Source organism: Streptomyces sp. NPDC058308 (assembly GCF_042880275.1).
GTDB lineage: Bacteria > Actinomycetota > Actinomycetes > Streptomycetales > Streptomycetaceae > Streptomyces.
The window spans coordinates 264,023-281,307 of sequence record NZ_JBHVZA010000007.1 but is presented as its reverse complement, the minus strand read 5'-3'; the positions used below and the strand labels follow the sequence as shown (position 1 = coordinate 281,307).

Here is a 17,285-nt window from a genome sequence, read left to right as displayed (position 1 = left end):
ACGCCCGGTTACATTCCGAACCCGGAAGCTAAGCCTCACAGCGCCGATGGTACTGCAGGGGGGACCCTGTGGGAGAGTAGGACGCCGCCGAACTAATTTTAGAAATGGGAAACCCCCGCACCATTGGTGCGGGGGTTTTCTGCGTTCAGGACCAGGCCGTCTTTGGCGAAGACTTAGGGTCGGGATATGCGATACGACCTGGTCATCTTCGACAACGACGGCGTCCTGGTGGACAGTGAGCCGATCTCCAACACCATCCTGGCGGGTTATCTGACCGAGCTCGGGCACCCCACCTCGTACGAAGACTCCCTGCGTGACTACATGGGTGCTGCCGTGCATCGCGTACACGACCTGATTCTCGAGCGGAGTGGTGAGCGGCTGCCGGAGGACTTCGACGAGGTCTTTCACGGGCGGGTGTTCGCGGCTTTCGAGCGGGAGCTGAAGCCCGTCGAGGGGGCCGTGGAGGTGCTGGAGAAGCTCACGGCCGACGGGGTGTCCTACTGTCTGGCTTCCTCCGGGAGTCATGAGCGGATTCGGGTCGGGCATCGCAGGACCGGGCTCGACAGGTGGTTCGACGCGTCCCGGGTCTTCAGCTCGCAGGATGTGGGGCGGGGGAAGCCGGCGCCCGATCTCTTTCTGTACGCCGCCGAGCGCATGGGCGTCGAGCCCGAGAAGTGCGTGGTCGTGGAGGACAGTCCGCTGGGGGTGCGGGCCGCCGTGGCCGCCGGGATGGACGTCTATGGGTTCACCGCCATGACGCCCGCGGAGCGGCTCGTGGGGGCAACTGGACTCTTCGCGGATCTGCGGGAGTTGGCTGACCTGCTCGTATGACGCGGGCAGTGGGGTGGCACTGACAATTGTCACTGCCAGGTCCGGACGATCGTTTCTGTCGGGGGACAGGGGCCGGCGGCGAAGCTGTGGGTGTCGCGAAGGAGTCGCGAACGGGACGTACACAGCTACGACGGAGGAACCCGATCATGAGCCAGCTCGCTGCCGAAGCCCCCGCCACGGTCACCCCTGCCGCCCCTGCCGCCCCTGCCGCCGCGGCGGGCTCGGAGGCCCGCGCGGCGCGGATCGAGTCGCTGAAGCCGCTCGTGCTGGACGCGGTCGTGCCCACTGCCTCGTACTACCTGCTCAGCAAGGGGTTCGGGATGGGCACCATGGGGGCGCTCGCCTGGAGCAGCGTGCTGCCGGCCGGGCGGACGGCGTGGGGTGTGGTCAAGGACCGGCGGGTCAACGGGCTCGCGGCGCTGATCCTGACGGCCAACGTCGTGGGGCTGCTGATGAGTCTGATCGCCGGTGATCCGCGGCTGATGCTCGCCAAGGACAGTGGGATCACCGCGACCGTGGGGGTCGCGGTGCTGTTGTCGGTGGTGGCCGGGCGGCCGCTGATGACCGCCGCCCTCAAGCCCTGGGTGACCAAGGGGAACGCGGGGCGCGCCGCGGCCTGGAAGCGGCTGATGGCCGAGCGGGGGCGGTTCGCGCGGCTGGAGCGGATGTTCTCCGTCGTGTGGGGTGCGGCGCTCTTCGGCGAGGCGCTGCTGCGGGTCGTCGGGGCCTACACGCTGTCCGTCGACACCATGGTGTGGCTGAGCGGGGTGATCGCGGCGGTGACGATCACGCTGACGGTCTTCGTCACTGGCCGCCTGGTCGTCGAGCCGATGGAGAAGATGGTCTGCAAGGCGGCCGGGGCCTGCTGAAATTGGTTGAGTGATCGACCTACCCATGGGTAGTCGGGGGCCCTACGCTCTGCAGCCATGACCGATGAGCTGCGGCGCGGCAGGGCCTCGCTGGCGTTCGCCTTCCTGGTGCAGGGAGTGACCTTTGCCCTGCTGGTGACGCGGATTCCGGCGATCCAGGACCGATACGGGATATCCGACGGGCTGCTGCCCGTCTTTCTCGCGGCGGTGCCGATCCTGGCGGGGGCCGGGAGCGTGGGCACCGAGCAGCTGGTCAAGAGGGTGCCGCCGAGTGCGGTGCTGCGGTGGTCGCAGCCCGTGGTGCTGCTTGCGCTGCTGGGGGTGGGCGCGGGGGACGCGCTCTGGCAGGCGGCCGTGGCGCTCGGGGCGTTCGGGCTTGCGGTGGGTGCGCTCGACGCGTCCATGAACATGCTCGGGGTGAGTCTTCAACGGGCCTACGGGCGCAGCATCATGCTGGGGTTCCACGCCGCGTACAGCCTGGGCGGGATCGTCGGGGCGTCGCTGGCCTGGGTCGGGGCGCACTGGGACCTTCCGCTCTTCGTCTCCTATCTGCCGGTCGTGGCGGTGCTGTTGCCGGCGGCGCTGATCGGGAGCCGGTGGTACGTCGACGTGGCGGGGGCGAAGGACGGTGCGGGCTCCGGGGCGGGCCAGGAGGGCGGGACCGTCGTCTTCAAGGTGCTGTTGCCGCTGTGCCTGGTGATGACCTTCGCGTACATCGGGGACTCGACCGTCTCCAACTGGAGCGCCAAGTACCTGCAGGACGTCCTGGGGAGTTCCGAGGACGTCTCGACGGTTCCGTACAACGTCTACATGGTCATGACGCTGGTGGGGCGTGGGCTCGGGGATCTGGGCGTGCGGCGGTTCGGGGCCGTGGCGGTGGTGCGGGCCGGGTCGGTGGTGGCCGCGCTGGGGTTCGCGGTCGTGGCGGTGGCGCCGGGGGCATGGGTCGGGATCGCGGGGTTCACGGTGCTGGGGCTGGGGTTGTGCGTGGTGGTTCCGCAGACGTTCGCCGCGGCGGGGCGGCTGTTCCCCGCGGCTTCGGATACGGCCGTCGCGCGACTGAATGTCTTCAACTATGTGGGTTTCTTGATCGGTTCGCCGTTGGTGGGCGGGCTCGGCGATGCGTGGAACTACCGGGGCGCCATGGTCGTTCCTCTGGTGTTGGTCCTCCTGACCTTGTTGTACGCCCGTTCCTTCGCCCCGGGAGCGGACCGGTACGGTGACGGGCATGAGTGGCCGCGCACAGCTGATGTGGGACGAGGCAGTAACGGGCTATGACTTCGGCCCGGGTCACCCGATGGACCCGGTCAGGCTCGGGCTGACCCGAAGCCTCATCGGTGCCTTCGGGCTCGACCGGGAGCTGGATGTGGTCGCCGCCAAGCGCGCCGGGGATTCGACGCTGCGGCTCGTGCACCGCGGGGATTACGTGGACGCGGTCAAGGCTGCCTCCGTCGATCCGGCGTCCGCGCGCGGGGAGTACGGGCTCGGCACGGAGGACGACCCCGCCTTCGCCGGGATGCACGAGGTGTCCGCACTGATCGCAGGCCAGTCCGTCGGCGCGGCCGAGGCGGTGTGGCGCGGGGACGCGCTGCACGCGGTGAACTTCGCGGGCGGGCTGCACCATGCGATGCCCGGGGGCGCCTCCGGGTTCTGCATCTACAACGACGCGGCGCTGGCCGTCGCGCGCCTCCTGGAGCTGGGCGCCGAGCGGGTCGCGTACGTGGATGTCGACGTGCACCACGGCGACGGCGTCCAGGCCGCCTTCTGGGAGGACCCGCGGGTTCTGACGATCTCGCTCCACGAGCATCCGCGCACGCTGTTCCCGCAGACCGGGTGGCCCGAGGAGACGGGGGCGGACGGCGCGGCCGAGGGGTCCGCGGTGAATGTCGCGCTACCCGCCGGCACCGGTGACGCGGGGTGGGTGCGGGCCTTCCACGCCGTGGTGCCCGAGCTGCTCGCCGACTTCCGGCCACAGGTCCTGGTGTCGCAGCACGGTGCCGACACGCACTTCGAGGATCCGCTCGCCCACCTCGCCGTATCGCTCGACGCGCAGCGGGCCGTGCAGGTCGCCTGTCATGAGCTGGCCCACGAGTACGCCGACGGGCGGTGGGTCGCTCTGGGTGGCGGGGGGTACGCCGTGGTGGACGTGGTGCCGCGGTCGTGGACGCATCTGGTCGGGATCGCCGCGGGGCGGCCGGTCGAGCCGGTGACGGACGTGCCCGAGGCGTGGCGGCAGGAAGTCTTCGCGCGGACACGGCAGTTGGCGCCGGGGCGGATGACGGACGGGCGGTGGCCCGTGGACTGGCGGGGGTGGGAGTCGGGGTACGACCCGGCGGACCGGCTCGACCAGGCGGTGATCGCCGCCCGGCGGGCCTCGTTCCCCTTGCGGGGCCTGCTGGCCTAGGCGTGACCTAGGGGCTTTCCCGGCCGAAGTCGGGGGCGTATTGTGCCCGCGTTAGCCCAAGTGTGGGGGTTTTCCGGGGTTTTGTGGGTTCGGGGGTGGTCGATGCACCAGCATCGGCAGCGTGTTGAGCACCGGCGCCCTGCGTGCGCATCTGTTGGCGGCTCGGTTGGCCGGGCCCGTGGCCACCTCGCGGGAGCAGAGCCTGCGGAGTTATCGGCTCTTCGCGGCCCGCGACCCGCGGATACTGCTCGGGCTCGACCCCGAGTGGAGCTGGGGCCCCGGTGATCTGCTGGGGCTGATGGCGGACAAGTGCGGGGTATCCGCAGATCCGGCGCTCACCACGGGGGCCGACGTCATCGATCCGGAGCGGACGCTGGCGGCGCTCGACGCCTTCGCGGAACGGCTCGCGGACGCGGCTCGACGGCGGCTCCCGGTCCTCCTCGGGACCGGTCATCCGCACCGTCTGCTCGGCTTCTACGCCGCGTTGGCGGACGCTTTGTCGGCGGCGGGATGCACTGTCCTCACCCCGGCGCAGGGTGACAGTGTCGACATAACGACCCGGTTCGGCCTACGCACGTACAACCTTGACTACGCACAAGGAGTCGCGCTGGTGCGCGAACCCGGCGCGCGTCCCGCCGGGAGTGAGACCGGCGCACACACCCACTCACCACTGCCGGTTCGGGCCGCTCTGGATGCCGCGGCGGAGGCCGGCGGGCCGCTTCCCGGGTTGGTCGTAGGGGACCACGGATGGGTCTGCGGGGCAGGTCAGCTGGGGTTCGAGGCGATCGGTCTGGCGGATACGGATGATCCCGCGCTGTTCGTCGGAGAGGCCGAGGGGCGGGTGTCCGTCGTCGTTCCGCTTGATGACGCTGTGCGGTCTGATTACTACCGACCGCTTACTCGCTATGTACTCAATCGAGCGTGTCTGTCACAGTAGGCGGCCGATCGCTGCTCCTCTTCCCCACTCGCATCATCCGCCCCTAGTCTGGGGAGTGAGCGCATAGCGACGAAGAGTCACCGGAAGGGGAAGCCGGTGCCCGTCATGTGCGGAAGGTTCAGGTGGGGTGTCATGGCTGCAGACCAGAGGCCGCTGAACGAGGTTCAGTTTCTGACCGTGGCGGAAGTCGCCTCGGTAATGCGAGTGTCCAAGATGACCGTGTACCGGCTGGTGCACAGCGGTCATCTGCCCGCCATCCGGGTCGGAAGGTCCTTCCGGGTTCCGGAGCAGGCGGTTCACGAGTACCTCCGCGAGTCCTATGTGGGGGTCGAAGCAGGTTGAGCGAGGGGCCTCAGGGTCCGTCGCGGCAGGGGTCATGGCCCCTCGATTACGTCCCTCACGCGGGGGCAGGTAGGCTAGGCCGACGTAGGTCGTGTGGGCCCAGTCTGCTGCCCCGCACCGAGTGAAGAGAAGTGAGCGAGGGTAGTCGTGGGCTCTGTTATCAAGAAGCGGCGTAAGCGGATGGCCAAGAAGAAGCACCGCAAGCTGCTGAAGCGCACTCGCGTTCAGCGTCGCAACAAGAAGTAAGCGGCCGCTGCAACAGCGTGTACCGAAGCCCTCCCGTCATCCGACGGGAGGGCTTCGGTGTTTTCGGCCGTCTCTGGGCGCACGGACATCACACCGCAACGTCCACCCGCTAGCGTGGGCCGCAACACAGCCGACACCGCGCGGCAAGGGCTGAGGGTTGGGGAAAGGCAGGCGCTGATCTTGGGCAAGGTCGTGCTCGTGACCGGAGTGGCCCGGCAACTGGGCGGACGGTTCGTCCGGCGCATCCAGCGGGACCCCGATGTCGACCGGGTGATCGCCGTCGACGCGGTCCCACCCGAGCACCATCTCGGCGGCGCCGACTTCGTCCAGGCCGACATCCGGCAGGCCACGATCGCCCGGGTGCTCGCGGAGCACAGCGTGGACACGGTCGTCCACATGGACGTCACGGCCACCGCGCTCGGCCGGGGAGGCCGGGGCAGCCGCGGCTCGGTCAAGGAGACCAACGTCATCGGCACCATGCAGCTCCTCGGGGCCTGCCAGAAGTCGCCGACGGTGAAGCGGCTCGTGGTGAAGTCGAGCACCAGCGTGTACGGGTCGGCGCCCAGGGATCCCGCGGTGTTCACCGAGTCCACGCCGCCGAAATCGCTGCCCAGCGGTGGCTTCGCCAAGGACACCGTCGAGGTCGAAGGTTATGTGCGCGGCTTCGCGCGGCGCCGCCCGGACGTCGCGGTGTGCGTGCTGCGCTTCGCGAACATCCTCGGTCCCGCCGCCGACTCCCCGCTCGCCGAGTACTTCTCGCTGCCGGTCCTGCCGACCGTGTTCGGCTACGACCCCCGCCTGCAGTTCGTCCACGAGGACGACGCGGTCGAGGTGCTGCGGCTCGGCTCGCACGAGCCCGAGCGTGGCACGCTCAACAGCGGCACCTTCAACATCGCCGGTGACGGCCAGCTGCTCCTGTCCCAGTGCTCGCGGCGGCTCGGCCGCCCCACCGTGCCGATGTTCCTGCCGGCCGTCACCTGGGTCGGCTCCGCGCTGCGCACGCTCGGAGCGACGGACTTCTCGCCCGAGCAGATCAGGCTGCTCACGCACGGCAGGGTCGTGGCCACCCGGCAGATGCGCGAGACACTGGGGTTCAGGCCGAAGTACACGACCGCGGAGGCGTTCGCGGACTTCGTACGCAGCCGGGGCCCCGGGCTGCTGCCGCCAAGTGCCCTCGCGGGGGCAGTCGACCGGATCGCCGCGCTGCCCCTCGCGGGCGGCAACCAGAGCGTCAATTGAGGAGAGCGTCAACGATGGCGGACGCCAAGGTCATTCCGTTCGATGACGACCGGTCGCGCGGGAGCGCGCAGCGCGCGGCGCGCCGCAGGTCGGCGCCTCGGCGCGCGGGTGATCCCGTGGCCGGGGTGAAGGCGCTGCCCGGCCAGCAGGACGGGCTGCGACAGGACGGGCAGCAGGGCGGGGAGCCGCAGGCGGCCCGCCCGGAACCGGCAGGCCGGGCGCCGGAGCCGCGCCGCGGTGGTGACTGGGACCGGCGCGTCGCGGGGGGCCTGGCCTTTCTGCGGCGGCGGCTGACCGGCGAGTACGAGGTCGACGACTTCGGTTACGACGAGGAGCTCACCGACCAGGTCCTGATGTCGGTTCTCCGCCCCTTCTACGAGAAGTACTTCCGGGTGGAGGTGAAGGGCGTCGAGAACATCCCCGCCGACGGCGGGGCGCTGATCGTCGCCAACCACTCCGGGACGCTGCCGCTCGACGGCCTGATGATGCAGGTCGCGGTGCACGACAACCATCCGCAGGGCCGGCATCTGCGGCTCCTCGCCGCCGACCTCGTCTTCATGCTGCCGGTGATCAACGAACTGGCCCGCAAGGCCGGCCACACCCTGGCCTGCGCCGAGGACGCGGAGCGGCTGCTGGGGCGGGGCGAGCTGGTCGGTGTGATGCCGGAGGGCTTCAAGGGCATAGGCAAGCCCTTCAGCGAGCGCTACAAGCTGCAGCGGTTCGGCCGCGGCGGGTTCGTGTCGACGGCGCTGCGCACGGGATCTCCGATCGTGCCGTGCTCGATCGTCGGGGCGGAGGAGATCTACCCGATGATCGGCAACGCGAAGACCCTGGCGCGGGTGCTCGGCTTCCCGTACTTCCCGATCACGCCCACGTTCCCGTGGCTGGGCCCGCTGGGCGCGGTGCCGCTGCCGACGAAGTGGACGATCCAGTTCGGGGAGCCGATCCCGACGGACGGCTATCCGCCGGAGGCGGCGGAGGACCCGATGCTGATGTTCAACCTGACGGACCAGGTGCGGGAGCAGATCCAGCATTCGCTGTACAAGCTGCTGGTGCAGCGGCGGTCGGTGTTCTTCTGACAACGCATCGGGGGCGCCCTCCCCGCCAGGAGGGCGCCCCCGCTCACGTACCGCCGAGGACTATTTCGCGTCCTCTCCGTCGACGCCCAGCTCGGGGAGCAGGCCGGGCAGGAGCGGGGGCAGGGTGACGTCCGGCTTGGCCGGGAAGCTGTCCTGCCGGGGTTTGCTCTTGCCGTCCGACGGGGGCGGGGACGTCTTTTTCTCGGCCGGTGGGTCGAGGAGGCCGCCTGTGGTCCCGCCGAGGAGGCCGTCGTCCTTGCTGTGCGAGGTGGTCGGCCTTGGCTTGCTGTCGTGTCGGGTGTCACCGCTGTGCGTACTGCCGCCGCCCGAGGGGTGGGAGGGACGTCCGCCGGAGGTGCCGGAGCCGCTGGGGCTCTGAGCTGTCCGGCCGGGCGTGCCGCCCTTCTCCGGGGCGCGGGGCAGCCGGGAGCGCAGCGGGTCGACCTCTTCGTCTATGGCGTCGAAGACGGAACTGACCTGTTGGCCCACGTCGCCCAGCTGGACGGGGAGGCGGCCCTGAAGGTCGCTCCACGCCTCGCGGTGCGAGCGGGAGAACGCGGACAGCGCCTGGATGGGGCCCAGGGAGCCGTCGCGTTCGTAGGCCTGGAGGAGCAGGCGGTGGCCCTCGGTGGCATCGTGTCGCATGCCGGAGAGGGCTCGTCTGACCTCGCCGAGGGACTCGTGGTCGAGGGTGCGTGTGCGGCCCCGTTCCATGAGTCTGCGGGCTTCGTTCAGCCGGGTCGACGCATGGTCGAGGTAGAGCTGGCCGCGGTCGGTGTCGTCGTCGGCCAGGCCCAGTTTGAAGTCCTCCATACCGCGCTTGAGACCGTACAGCGAGTCGCCGGGCAGGGCGTCGGAGCTGGCGGCCGCAACTCCGCCGAACGCGCCCGCGGCGACGCCGACGGTGAGGCCGCCTGCCGCGATGCCCTTGGAGAGACGGGAGCGCGGCCGCAACTTCCGCAGGGCGCCCGCTCGATGAGCACCCTTGCGGGACCGCTGCTCGGGCACCGATGGACTGTTGCCCTCGAGAAGCATGGCTTCCATCGCGGCCACGAGCTGGGCGCGCTGGACGACCTTGACCTCGGGGTCGAGGGCGGGCTTGGGCAGCGCGTCGAGACCTTCCGTCAGGGCCAGCATGTGGCCCTGCCCGGTCGGTTCGGAACGGGCCGCGGTGGTTTCGGGGGACTCCACGGATGCGGCCGCGGGTGCGGATGTGGGCGCGGAGTCCTCGGACTGCTCGGCCGCCGGACCCTGGTCGGAATGCTCCTCCAGGGCCTGGGCGAAGGCGTTCGCCCGCCGGTGGGCCGATACGTTCGCGATCACTGGCGGCACCTCCTCTCGTCAAGACGGTCGACTCCCCAGGGGGTCCTGAGGGTTGCGTGTCCTGACCATTTCCACACGATCGAGTGAGCGGAGCCAGTCAGGTAGCGACCACAGGGAGCCTGCATCCCGCACAACGAGCGTCGCGGCACTTGGGTTACGGACGAAGGATGATCGGACCGCGACAAGTCCGCGGCGGCCATCTGACCGCCACGGAAGGTGAGTTGGGGATTACGGAGCATGACGGAGGGGGTGGGGGCGTCGTCGGCGGGCCTGGGCCCCGGCGCCTCAGGACCTAGCGGACGTCGTCGGGCAGGAGGCGGGCGAGCGTGCGCACCGCGCGGTACTGGAGGGTCTTGATCGCACCTTCGTTCTTCCCCATGACCCGCGCGGTCTCGGCGACGGAGAGGCCCTGGAGGAAGCGCAGGGTCACGCACTCCTGCTGCTGGGGGTTGAGGCGGCGGACGGCTTCCAGGAGTGCCGCGTTCGAGAGGGACTCCAGGACGGAGTCCTCGGGGCTGCGCTCGACCTCGTTGGCGTCGAGCATTTCGCCGGTGGTCACTTCGAGGCGGAAACGGCTTGATTTGAAGTGGTCGGCGACCAGGTTGCGAGCGATCGTGACCAGCCAGGCGCCGAAGTCGCGGCCCTGCCAGGTGAAGGTGCCGATGCGGCGCAGCGCGCGCAGAAAGGTCTCACTGGTGAGGTCCTCGGCGGTCGCCTTGCCGCCCACGCGGTAGTAGATGTAGCGGTAGACCGTGTCGCTGTACTGGTCGTAGAGGCGGCCGAAGGCGTCGGACTCGCCGGCCTGCGCGCGCTCGACGAGGTCCATCATGCGGGCGCTGTCGCTGTCCGCGGCGGGACGGCGTGGGGTGGGGGCAGAGGTGGCGGCAGCGGCGCCGGAGCGGGACCGTCTGCTGACTGCCGCACCGCCGTTCGCCAGGGCATAGCACGGCCCGGCGGGTGCGGGGACGGCGAGGGCGGGGACGGCGGGGACGGCGTACGCGGTGGGGACGAAGCCGCGCAAGCGGTCGATGACCGTTGCGCGCAGCGTAGCCAGGCCCGAGGCGTCAACCCCGACGTGTGGGTACACGGGACTCCCAGAGGCAGAGCTTCCATCACGTGCAGTACGGGACTGTTCACCCGTCGTAGCGACGCGTGGGGTCCCTTATGCGTCTGAGGAGAATAACGCTTCGTACAGGCAGCGCTACACCCAGTTGCTAAAATCACCGATTACGTCGCTTCTGTAACCGATTGACGCCCGCTCAAGTACCGGAGAGTGACCGTTTGTTGGTCGATTGGGTTCACATTCCGTGTCGGCATGAGGCGTGTTGTGGCCGAGTGCTACCGGCGTGACTGGCGGGAGCCAGGGCGGGGTAGGACCGACGGAATGCTCGGGCCGCGCGGCGCGGGGCGAGGCGACACAGGCTCTCAGTGGCGGCGGCGGTGCAGGGCGATGGCCGCGGCGGCGCCGCCCGCGAGCGCGCCGACGCCGGCCGCGGCCGGGATGCCGACCTTCGCGGCCTTGCGGCCCGTGCGGTAGTCCCGCAGCCGCCAGTCCCGTTCCCGCGCGTGCTTGCGCAGTTTGGCGTCGGGGTTGATCGCGTAGGGGTGTCCGACGAGCGAGAGCATCGGGATGTCGTTGTGCGAGTCGCTGTACGCGGCGCAGCGGCCGAGGTCCAGGCCCTCGGCGGCGGCCAGCGCGCGGACGGCCTCGGCCTTCGCCGGGCCGTGCAGGGGCTCACCGACGAGCCTGCCGGTGTAGATGCCGCCGATGGACTCCGCGACGGTGCCGAGGGCGCCGGTCAGGCCGAGGCGGCGGGCGATGACCGTGGCGATCTCCACCGGGGCGGCGGTGACCAGCCAGACCTTCTGGCCTGCGTCGAGGTGGGCCTGGGCCAGGGCGCGGGTGCCCGGCCAGATGCGCTCGGCCATGTACTCGTCGTAGATCTCCTCGCCGATGGACATCAGCTCGGCGACGCGGTGGCCCTTGACGATGGACAGGGCGCTGTCGCGGGCGTCCTGCATGTGCTCGGGATCCTCGACGCCTGCGAGCCTGAACCAGGCCTGCTGCCAGGCGAACCGGAACAGTTCCTGGCGCTCGAAGAACTTCCGCTTGTACAGGCCGCGGCCGAAGTGGAAGATCGCGGCGCCCTGCATCACGGTGTTGTCGAGGTCGAAGAAGGCGGCGGCCTTGTCGTCGCCGACGACGGGGAACTCCGGTTCCTTCGGCTCCTCGTCGGCCGCGGTCCTCGCCGCCAGGCTTTCGAGCTCCTCCAGCTCCTGGGAGGTCTTGCGCGCTGCCTCAGCCGAGGCCTCGCCTGCCAACACGCTCCGCGCCGTGGCGGAGCGCCTACGGGGGGTGAGCCATCCGAGAGCGGCCATGTCGTGAGCATAGCCAGTCTGTTCGGCGGTTCCGGAGTCGGGAGGATTCGGGCCTGTGAACTCTCCGCGTCGGGGCCGTGAAAGGGCGTGCGCGGAACGTGTCCGCCGGGGGCGCGGGCCGGGCGAGAATAGGGGGCATGAGCCCGATTTTTCGTCGTAGCGGCGGTCGTACGGAGAAGAAGAAGCCACAGGAGCGCCTTGTCACCCTGATCGGGAAGCCGGGATGTCACCTGTGCGATGACGCACAGTCGGTGATCGAGAAGGTCTGCGGGGAGCTCGGCACACCCTGGGAGAAGAAGGACATCACCCAGGACGAGGAGCTGCACCGGGCCTACTGGGAGCAGATTCCCGTGGTGCTCGTGGACGGGGAGCAGCACACCTTCTGGCGTGTGGACGAGAACCGGCTGCGGCGGGAACTGACCGGTTAGCTCAGGCACCTACTGACCGACCAGTCCAAAGTGTCCGCGAATTGGATTACGCTTTGGGGCGGTTTTGGTCTCGGGGGCGATGATCGTGAGGAGAGTGTGCGGTTTTGCCCCCTGCAAATGAGCAACGACGCCGTCTGCGCGCCGGTTCCGCGATCGCGCGCCGGGGGCGCGTGACCCCGGTCACGTTGGCCGGGCAAATCGGACACCATCTTTGTGCACGCGTTCACAAAGACATAGCCTGCATTCGACGGGGCGGTCTGGGGACGAGTGACCGCCTGCAGCCCCGCTCTACCCGCAGGAGCACCGTGGCAACTGGCCGAACTCACCGACCGGCGACCCGCAGCCGAGGAATTCCCGAGGCCACCGTCGCCAGGCTTCCGCTGTACCTCCGAGCCCTCACCGCACTGTCGGAGCGCTCGGTGCCCACGGTCTCCTCCGAGGAGCTCGCGGCCGCCGCGGGGGTCAACTCCGCGAAGCTGCGCAAGGACTTCTCGTATCTCGGTTCCTACGGGACGCGCGGCGTCGGGTACGACGTCGAGTATCTCGTGTACCAGATCTCCCGTGAACTCGGGCTGACCCAGGACTGGCCGGTTGTCATCGTCGGCATCGGTAACCTCGGCGCCGCGCTCGCCAATTACGGCGGCTTCGCGTCCCGCGGTTTCCGCGTCGCCGCGCTGATCGACGCCGACCCGGCCATGGCGGGCACGCCCGTCGCGGGCATGCCGGTCCAGCACACCGACGACCTCGAAAAGATCATCGAGGACAACGGCGTCTCGATCGGCGTCATCTCGACCCCGGCGGGGGCCGCCCAGCAGGTCTGCGAGCGGCTCGTCGCCGCCGGTGTGACCTCCATCCTGAACTTCGCGCCGACGGTCCTCTCCGTGCCGGACGGCGTCGACGTACGCAAGGTCGATCTCTCCATCGAGCTGCAGATCCTCGCCTTCCACGAGCAGCGCAAGGCCGGCGAGGACGCCGCCCACGAGGGGCCCGTCCCGCCCGTGTCGGCCAAGCAGCAGCGGAAGGGACCCGACGGGGACGTCCCCGCCGTGATGCCGGCATGAGTCTCCTGGTCGTGGGGCTGAGCCACCGCAGCGCACCGGTGAGCGTCCTGGAGCGGGCCGCGCTGTCCGCGGACGCGCAGGCCAAACTCCTGCAGGACACCCTCGCCGCCGAGCCCGCCGCCGAGGCGGCCGTGCTCGCCACGTGCAACCGCATCGAGCTCTACGCCGACGTGGACAAGTTCCACGCGGGCGTCGCCGAGCTCTCCACGCTGCTCGCGCAGCACAGCGGCGTCGGTCTGGAGGAGCTCACCCCCTATCTGTACGTCCACTACGAGGACCGTGCCGTCCACCACTTGTTCTCGGTGGCCTGCGGGCTCGACTCGATGGTCGTCGGCGAGGGGCAGATCCTCGGGCAGATCAAGGACGCCCTGGCGCGCTCGCAGGAGCTGCACACCGCGGGCAAGCTCCTCAACGATCTCTTCCAGCAGGCCCTTCGGGTCGGCAAGCGCGCCCACTCCGAGACCGGCATCGACCGGGCCGGGCAGTCGCTCGTGACGTTCGGGCTCGAACAGCTCGCCGCGGGCGGCTCCGTGGAGACCTGGGCCAAGGGCAAGCGGGTCCTGGTGATCGGCGCGGGCTCCATGTCCTCGCTGGCCGCCGCGACGCTCGCGCGCGCCGGTGTCCAGGAGATCGTCGTCGCCAACCGCACCCTTGAGCGGGCGCTGCGCCTCGCGGAGATCCTCGCGGACTCCGGTACCGGGGTGTCGGCGCGCGCCGTTCCCATGGGCGCCGTGGCCGATGAACTGACACGTGCCGATGTGGCGGTGTCCTGCACGGGCGCGACCGGACTGGTCCTCACGGCCGAGGCCGTGGCCGCCGCGGTGGGCGGGGCCACGCCGCCGCCCGCCGTGCGCGACGCCCTCGCGCCGTCCGCGGACCCGGCCGGTTCCGCGACGGCGGGCGACGCCACCGCGTTCGAACAGCACGCCGCGTGGCTGGCGAAGGCGCGGGGCGAAGGCCCGGTGCGGGCCGGCGCGACGGACGGCGAGGCCTTCGACGGGCGTACGACGTCGCTCGCCCTGCTCGACCTGGCCATGCCGCGCGACATCGACGCCGCGGTGCACCGCATCGACGGAGTGCGCCTCGTCGACATCGAGTCGCTCGCGGAGGCGTCCGCGGACGCCCCGATGGCCGACGACGTGGAGAAGGTGCGCGGCATCGTCTCCGACGAGGTCGCCGCCTTCGGCGCCGCGCAGCGGGCCGCGCACATCACGCCGACCGTGGTCGCCCTGCGCACCATGGCCGCCGACCTGGTGGCGAGCGAGATCGCCCGGCTCGACGGACGGCTGCCCGGCCTCGCGGACAAGCAGCGCGCGGAGATCACGCAGACCGTGCGCCGCGTCGTCGACAAGCTGCTGCACGCGCCGACGGTGCGGGTCAAGCAGCTGGCGAGCGAGCCCGGCGGCGCCGGGTACGCGGACGCGCTGCGCACGCTTTTCGACCTCGACCCGCAGACGGTCGCGGCGGTCAGCCGGGCTGACCACATGAACAACGAGAACGACGACCCGAATCGAGGCCGGGCATGACCGAGAAGGCCCTCAGGCTCGGGACCAGGCGCAGCAGGCTGGCCATGGCCCAGTCCGGCCAAGTGGCCGAGGCAGTCAGGGAGTTGACGGGGCGACCCGTCGAGCTGGTGGAGATCACGACGTACGGCGACACCTCGCGCGAGCACCTCGCGCAGATCGGTGGCACCGGGGTCTTCGTGACCGCCCTGCGCGAGGCACTGGCCCGCGACGAGGTGGACTTCGCCGTCCACTCCCTCAAGGACCTGCCCACCGCGCAGCCCGCCGAGCTGACCCTCGCCGCCGTACCGCTGCGCGAGGACCCCCGCGACGCGCTGATCGCACGCGACGGGCGCACCTACGCCGAGCTCCCCGAGGGGGCTCGCGTCGGCACCGGCTCGCCGCGCCGCATGGCGCAGCTGAACGCCTACGCGCGCAGCCACGGCATGACCATCCAGACCGTGCCGATCCGCGGGAACGTCGACACCCGCATCGGATACGTGCACAAGGGGGAGCTCGACGCCGTCGTGCTCGCCGCCGCCGGACTCAACCGCGTCGGCAAGGCCGACGAGGTGACCGAGCTCCTGTCGGTCGACACCGTTCTGCCCGCCCCCGGCCAGGGGGCACTGGCGATCGAGTGTGCCGCGCACAACGCGTCACTCGCCGCCGCGCTCGCCGAGCTCGACGACCCGTACACCCGGGCCGCCGTGACCGCCGAGCGGTCCCTGCTCGCCGCCCTGGAAGCCGGTTGCAGCGCGCCCGTGGGCGCGCTGGCCGACCTCTTGGCCGACGGGCAGATTGTCAAGGAAATGCGCCTGCGCGGCGTCGTCGGTACGACCGACGGCTCGACGTTGGTGCAGCTGTCCACCACCGGTCCCGTGCCCGAGACGGAGACCCAAGCCATGGCGCTGGGCCGCGAACTCGCTGCCGAGATGCTTGCCAAGGGCGCGGCCGGTCTGATGGGGGAGCGAGCACTTTGAGCCCCACCTCGAACCTTCCAGGCCTTCCCGCCCACGGGCACGTCACCTTTCTCGGTGCCGGACCCGGGGATCCGGGACTGCTGACCCTGCGCGCCGTCGAGGCGCTGGCCCGAGCGGATGTGCTGATCGCCGAGCCTGATGTGCTCGACGTCGTCCGCGTGCATGCCAGGGGAGGTGTGGACACACCCCAGCCGACAGCTGACGACACGTCAATGACCGCCGACGCGACGCCGTTCCGAGCTGCCGCCAATCTTGTCATGGCGGCCGCGAAGGGCGGCAGGCGGGTCGTGCGGGCGGTGAGCGGCGACCCGGGCCTCGACGCGTACGCGGCTGAGGAGATGCTCGCCTGCGCCGCCGAGGGCATCCCCTTCGAGGTCGTGCCGGGCATCGCGGCCGCGGTCGGTGTGCCCGCGTACGCCGGTGTGCCGCTGCGGGACGAGCAGGGCACGGACGTTCGCTTCGTCGACGCCCGTACCGCCTCCGACCGCTGCTGGAGCGAGGTCGGCGTGTCCGACGGGACCGTCGTCGTCTCGACGGCGCTCGACTCCGTGGCGGCCGCGGCCGGCGAGCTGGTGGCCGCGGGCCGCAAGCCGGACACCCCGATGACCGTGACCGTGGCCGGTACGACGACGCGCCAGCGCACCTGGACCGCGACGCTCGGCACCATCGCGCAGGTCCTGAAGCAGGCGAAGGTGCTGCCCTCGCCGGACGGGGGCCAGCCCGTCATAGCCGTGGTCGGCGAGCGTTCCTCCGCCGCCCAGCGCGAGCAGCTCTCGTGGTTCGAGTCGAAGCCGCTCTTCGGGTGGCGCGTGCTCGTGCCGCGCACGAAGGAGCAGGCGGCCTCGCTCTCCGACCAGCTGCGTTCGTACGGCGCCGTGCCGCACGAGGTGCCGACGATCGCGGTGGAGCCGCCGCGCACGCCCCAGCAGATGGAGCGCGCGGTCAAGGGCCTGGTGACCGGCCGGTACGAGTGGATCGCCTTCACGTCCGTCAACGCCGTCAAGGCGGTGCGGGAGAAGTTCGAGGAGTACGGGCTCGACGCGCGCGCCTTCGCCGGGATCAAGGTCGCGGCCGTCGGTGAGCAGACCGCCGCCGCGCTGATCGCCTTCGGTGTGAAGCCGGACCTGGTGCCGAGCGGTGAGCAGTCGGCCGCCGGTCTCCTGGAGGACTGGCCGCCGTACGACCCGGTCTTCGACCCGATCGACCGGGTGTTCCTGCCGCGGGCCGACATCGCCACGGAGACGCTGGTCGCCGGTCTCATCGATCTCGGGTGGGAGGTCGACGACGTCACCGCCTACCGGACGGTGCGGGCGTCGCCGCCGCCGGCGGAGACGCGCGAGGCGATCAAGGGCGGCGGCTTCGACGCGGTCCTGTTCACCTCGTCGTCGACCGTGCGGAACCTGGTCGGCATCGCCGGCAAGCCGCACAACGTGACCGTGATCGCGTGCATCGGTCCCGCCACCGCGAAGACCGCGGAGGAGCACGGGCTCCGGGTGGACGTGATGGCTCCCGAGCCCTCGGTCCACAAGCTCGCGGCGGCGCTGGCGGAGTTCGGTGCGGCGAGGCGTGCGGCCGCGCTGGAGGCGGGGGATCCTGTCACCCGGCCCAGTGAACGTCGGCCCGGTTCGCGTCGGCGACGCACCGCGCCGTAGGTTTCTATGGGTG

At 70.6% G+C, this 17,285-nt stretch carries 17 protein-coding genes and 1 rRNA gene; 15 read left to right on the top strand and 3 right to left on the bottom strand.

The annotated features are described in order from the left end of the window. The 10 genes from rrf to ACFVYL_RS13045 all read left to right on the top strand — a co-directional run. Nucleotides 1-93: ribosomal RNA gene (gene rrf / locus ACFVYL_RS13090) — 5S ribosomal RNA — on the top strand; the annotation flags it as partial. Between the two features lie 93 nt (nt 94-186). Further along, nucleotides 187-831 carry an HAD family hydrolase gene (locus ACFVYL_RS13085; RefSeq protein ID WP_389715079.1) on the top strand — a complete coding sequence of 215 codons (645 nt, stop codon included), beginning with the start codon at nt 187-189 and terminating at the stop codon, nt 829-831. Between the two features lie 146 nt (nt 832-977). Next, the gene (locus tag ACFVYL_RS13080) at nt 978-1,700 is read left to right on the top strand and encodes a VC0807 family protein (RefSeq protein WP_389715077.1); all 723 of its coding nucleotides are present in this window, start codon (nt 978-980) and stop codon (nt 1,698-1,700) included. A 57-nt stretch (nt 1,701-1,757) separates the two neighbouring features. Further along, the gene (locus ACFVYL_RS13075) at nt 1,758-2,978 is read left to right on the top strand and encodes an MFS transporter (protein WP_389715076.1); all 1,221 of its coding nucleotides are present in this window, start codon (nt 1,758-1,760) and stop codon (nt 2,976-2,978) included. Beyond that, the gene (locus ACFVYL_RS13070) at nt 2,929-4,104 is read left to right on the top strand and encodes an acetoin utilization protein AcuC (RefSeq protein WP_389715074.1); all 1,176 of its coding nucleotides are present in this window, start codon (nt 2,929-2,931) and stop codon (nt 4,102-4,104) included. Before ACFVYL_RS13075 ends, ACFVYL_RS13070 begins: the two co-directional genes overlap by 50 nt. 121 nt (nt 4,105-4,225) lie before the next feature. Next, the gene (locus tag ACFVYL_RS13065) at nt 4,226-5,041 is read left to right on the top strand and encodes a phosphatase (protein ID WP_389715073.1); all 816 of its coding nucleotides are present in this window, start codon (nt 4,226-4,228) and stop codon (nt 5,039-5,041) included. A gap of 132 nt (nt 5,042-5,173) precedes the next feature. Next, the gene (locus tag ACFVYL_RS13060; RefSeq protein WP_157869005.1) at nt 5,174-5,383 is read left to right on the top strand and encodes a helix-turn-helix domain-containing protein; all 210 of its coding nucleotides are present in this window, start codon (nt 5,174-5,176) and stop codon (nt 5,381-5,383) included. Between the two features lie 147 nt (nt 5,384-5,530). Continuing rightward, complete coding sequence (locus ACFVYL_RS13055) at nt 5,531-5,629, top strand: 30S ribosomal protein bS22 (protein ID WP_003948845.1); 99 nt, start codon at nt 5,531-5,533, stop codon at nt 5,627-5,629. A 180-nt stretch (nt 5,630-5,809) separates the two neighbouring features. Then, nucleotides 5,810-6,868 carry an NAD-dependent epimerase/dehydratase family protein gene (locus ACFVYL_RS13050; RefSeq protein ID WP_389715071.1) on the top strand — a complete coding sequence of 353 codons (1,059 nt, stop codon included), beginning with the start codon at nt 5,810-5,812 and terminating at the stop codon, nt 6,866-6,868. 14 nt (nt 6,869-6,882) lie between these two features. Next, entirely contained in the window at nt 6,883-7,947 is a 1,065-nt protein-coding gene (locus ACFVYL_RS13045; RefSeq protein ID WP_389715070.1) for a lysophospholipid acyltransferase family protein, read from the top strand. Nucleotides 7,948-8,007: 60 nt separating this feature from the next. Here ACFVYL_RS13045 and ACFVYL_RS13040 read toward each other — a convergent pair whose 3' ends face one another. The 3 genes from ACFVYL_RS13040 to ACFVYL_RS13030 all read right to left on the bottom strand — a co-directional run bounded on the left by ACFVYL_RS13040 (nt 8,008) and on the right by ACFVYL_RS13030 (nt 11,649). Next, nucleotides 8,008-9,270, bottom strand: coding sequence for a DUF5667 domain-containing protein (locus ACFVYL_RS13040; protein ID WP_389715068.1), 1,263 nt, complete (start codon nt 9,268-9,270; stop codon nt 8,008-8,010). Between the two features lie 292 nt (nt 9,271-9,562). Then, nucleotides 9,563-10,357 carry an ECF subfamily RNA polymerase sigma factor, BldN family gene (locus tag ACFVYL_RS13035; protein WP_361732441.1) on the bottom strand — a complete coding sequence of 265 codons (795 nt, stop codon included), beginning with the start codon at nt 10,355-10,357 and terminating at the stop codon, nt 9,563-9,565. A 338-nt stretch (nt 10,358-10,695) separates the two neighbouring features. Then, entirely contained in the window at nt 10,696-11,649 is a 954-nt protein-coding gene (locus tag ACFVYL_RS13030) for an HAD family hydrolase (RefSeq protein WP_389715067.1), read from the bottom strand. Nucleotides 11,650-11,786: 137 nt separating this feature from the next. On the opposite strand from ACFVYL_RS13030, the gene ACFVYL_RS13025 reads away from it, so the two are divergent. The 5 genes from ACFVYL_RS13025 to ACFVYL_RS13005 all read left to right on the top strand — a co-directional run bounded on the left by ACFVYL_RS13025 (nt 11,787) and on the right by ACFVYL_RS13005 (nt 17,272). Further along, complete coding sequence (locus tag ACFVYL_RS13025; RefSeq protein WP_389715066.1) at nt 11,787-12,077, top strand: glutaredoxin family protein; 291 nt, start codon at nt 11,787-11,789, stop codon at nt 12,075-12,077. A 305-nt stretch (nt 12,078-12,382) separates the two neighbouring features. After that, on the top strand, nt 12,383-13,138 hold the full coding sequence (locus ACFVYL_RS13020; protein WP_389715064.1) for a redox-sensing transcriptional repressor Rex: 756 nt from the start codon (nt 12,383-12,385) through the stop codon (nt 13,136-13,138). Then, nucleotides 13,135-14,664 carry a glutamyl-tRNA reductase gene (locus ACFVYL_RS13015; RefSeq protein WP_389715062.1) on the top strand — a complete coding sequence of 510 codons (1,530 nt, stop codon included), beginning with the start codon at nt 13,135-13,137 and terminating at the stop codon, nt 14,662-14,664. Before ACFVYL_RS13020 ends, ACFVYL_RS13015 begins: the two co-directional genes overlap by 4 nt. Beyond that, nucleotides 14,661-15,620 (top strand): hydroxymethylbilane synthase, encoded by a 960-nt coding sequence (hemC, locus tag ACFVYL_RS13010; protein WP_389715061.1) that lies wholly within the window; start codon nt 14,661-14,663, stop codon nt 15,618-15,620. Before ACFVYL_RS13015 ends, hemC begins: the two co-directional genes overlap by 4 nt. Further along, the gene (locus ACFVYL_RS13005) at nt 15,617-17,272 is read left to right on the top strand and encodes a uroporphyrinogen-III synthase (protein WP_389715060.1); all 1,656 of its coding nucleotides are present in this window, start codon (nt 15,617-15,619) and stop codon (nt 17,270-17,272) included. The genes hemC and ACFVYL_RS13005 overlap by 4 nt, the downstream gene beginning before the upstream one ends. The last annotated feature ends 13 nt before the right edge of the window (nt 17,273-17,285 follow it).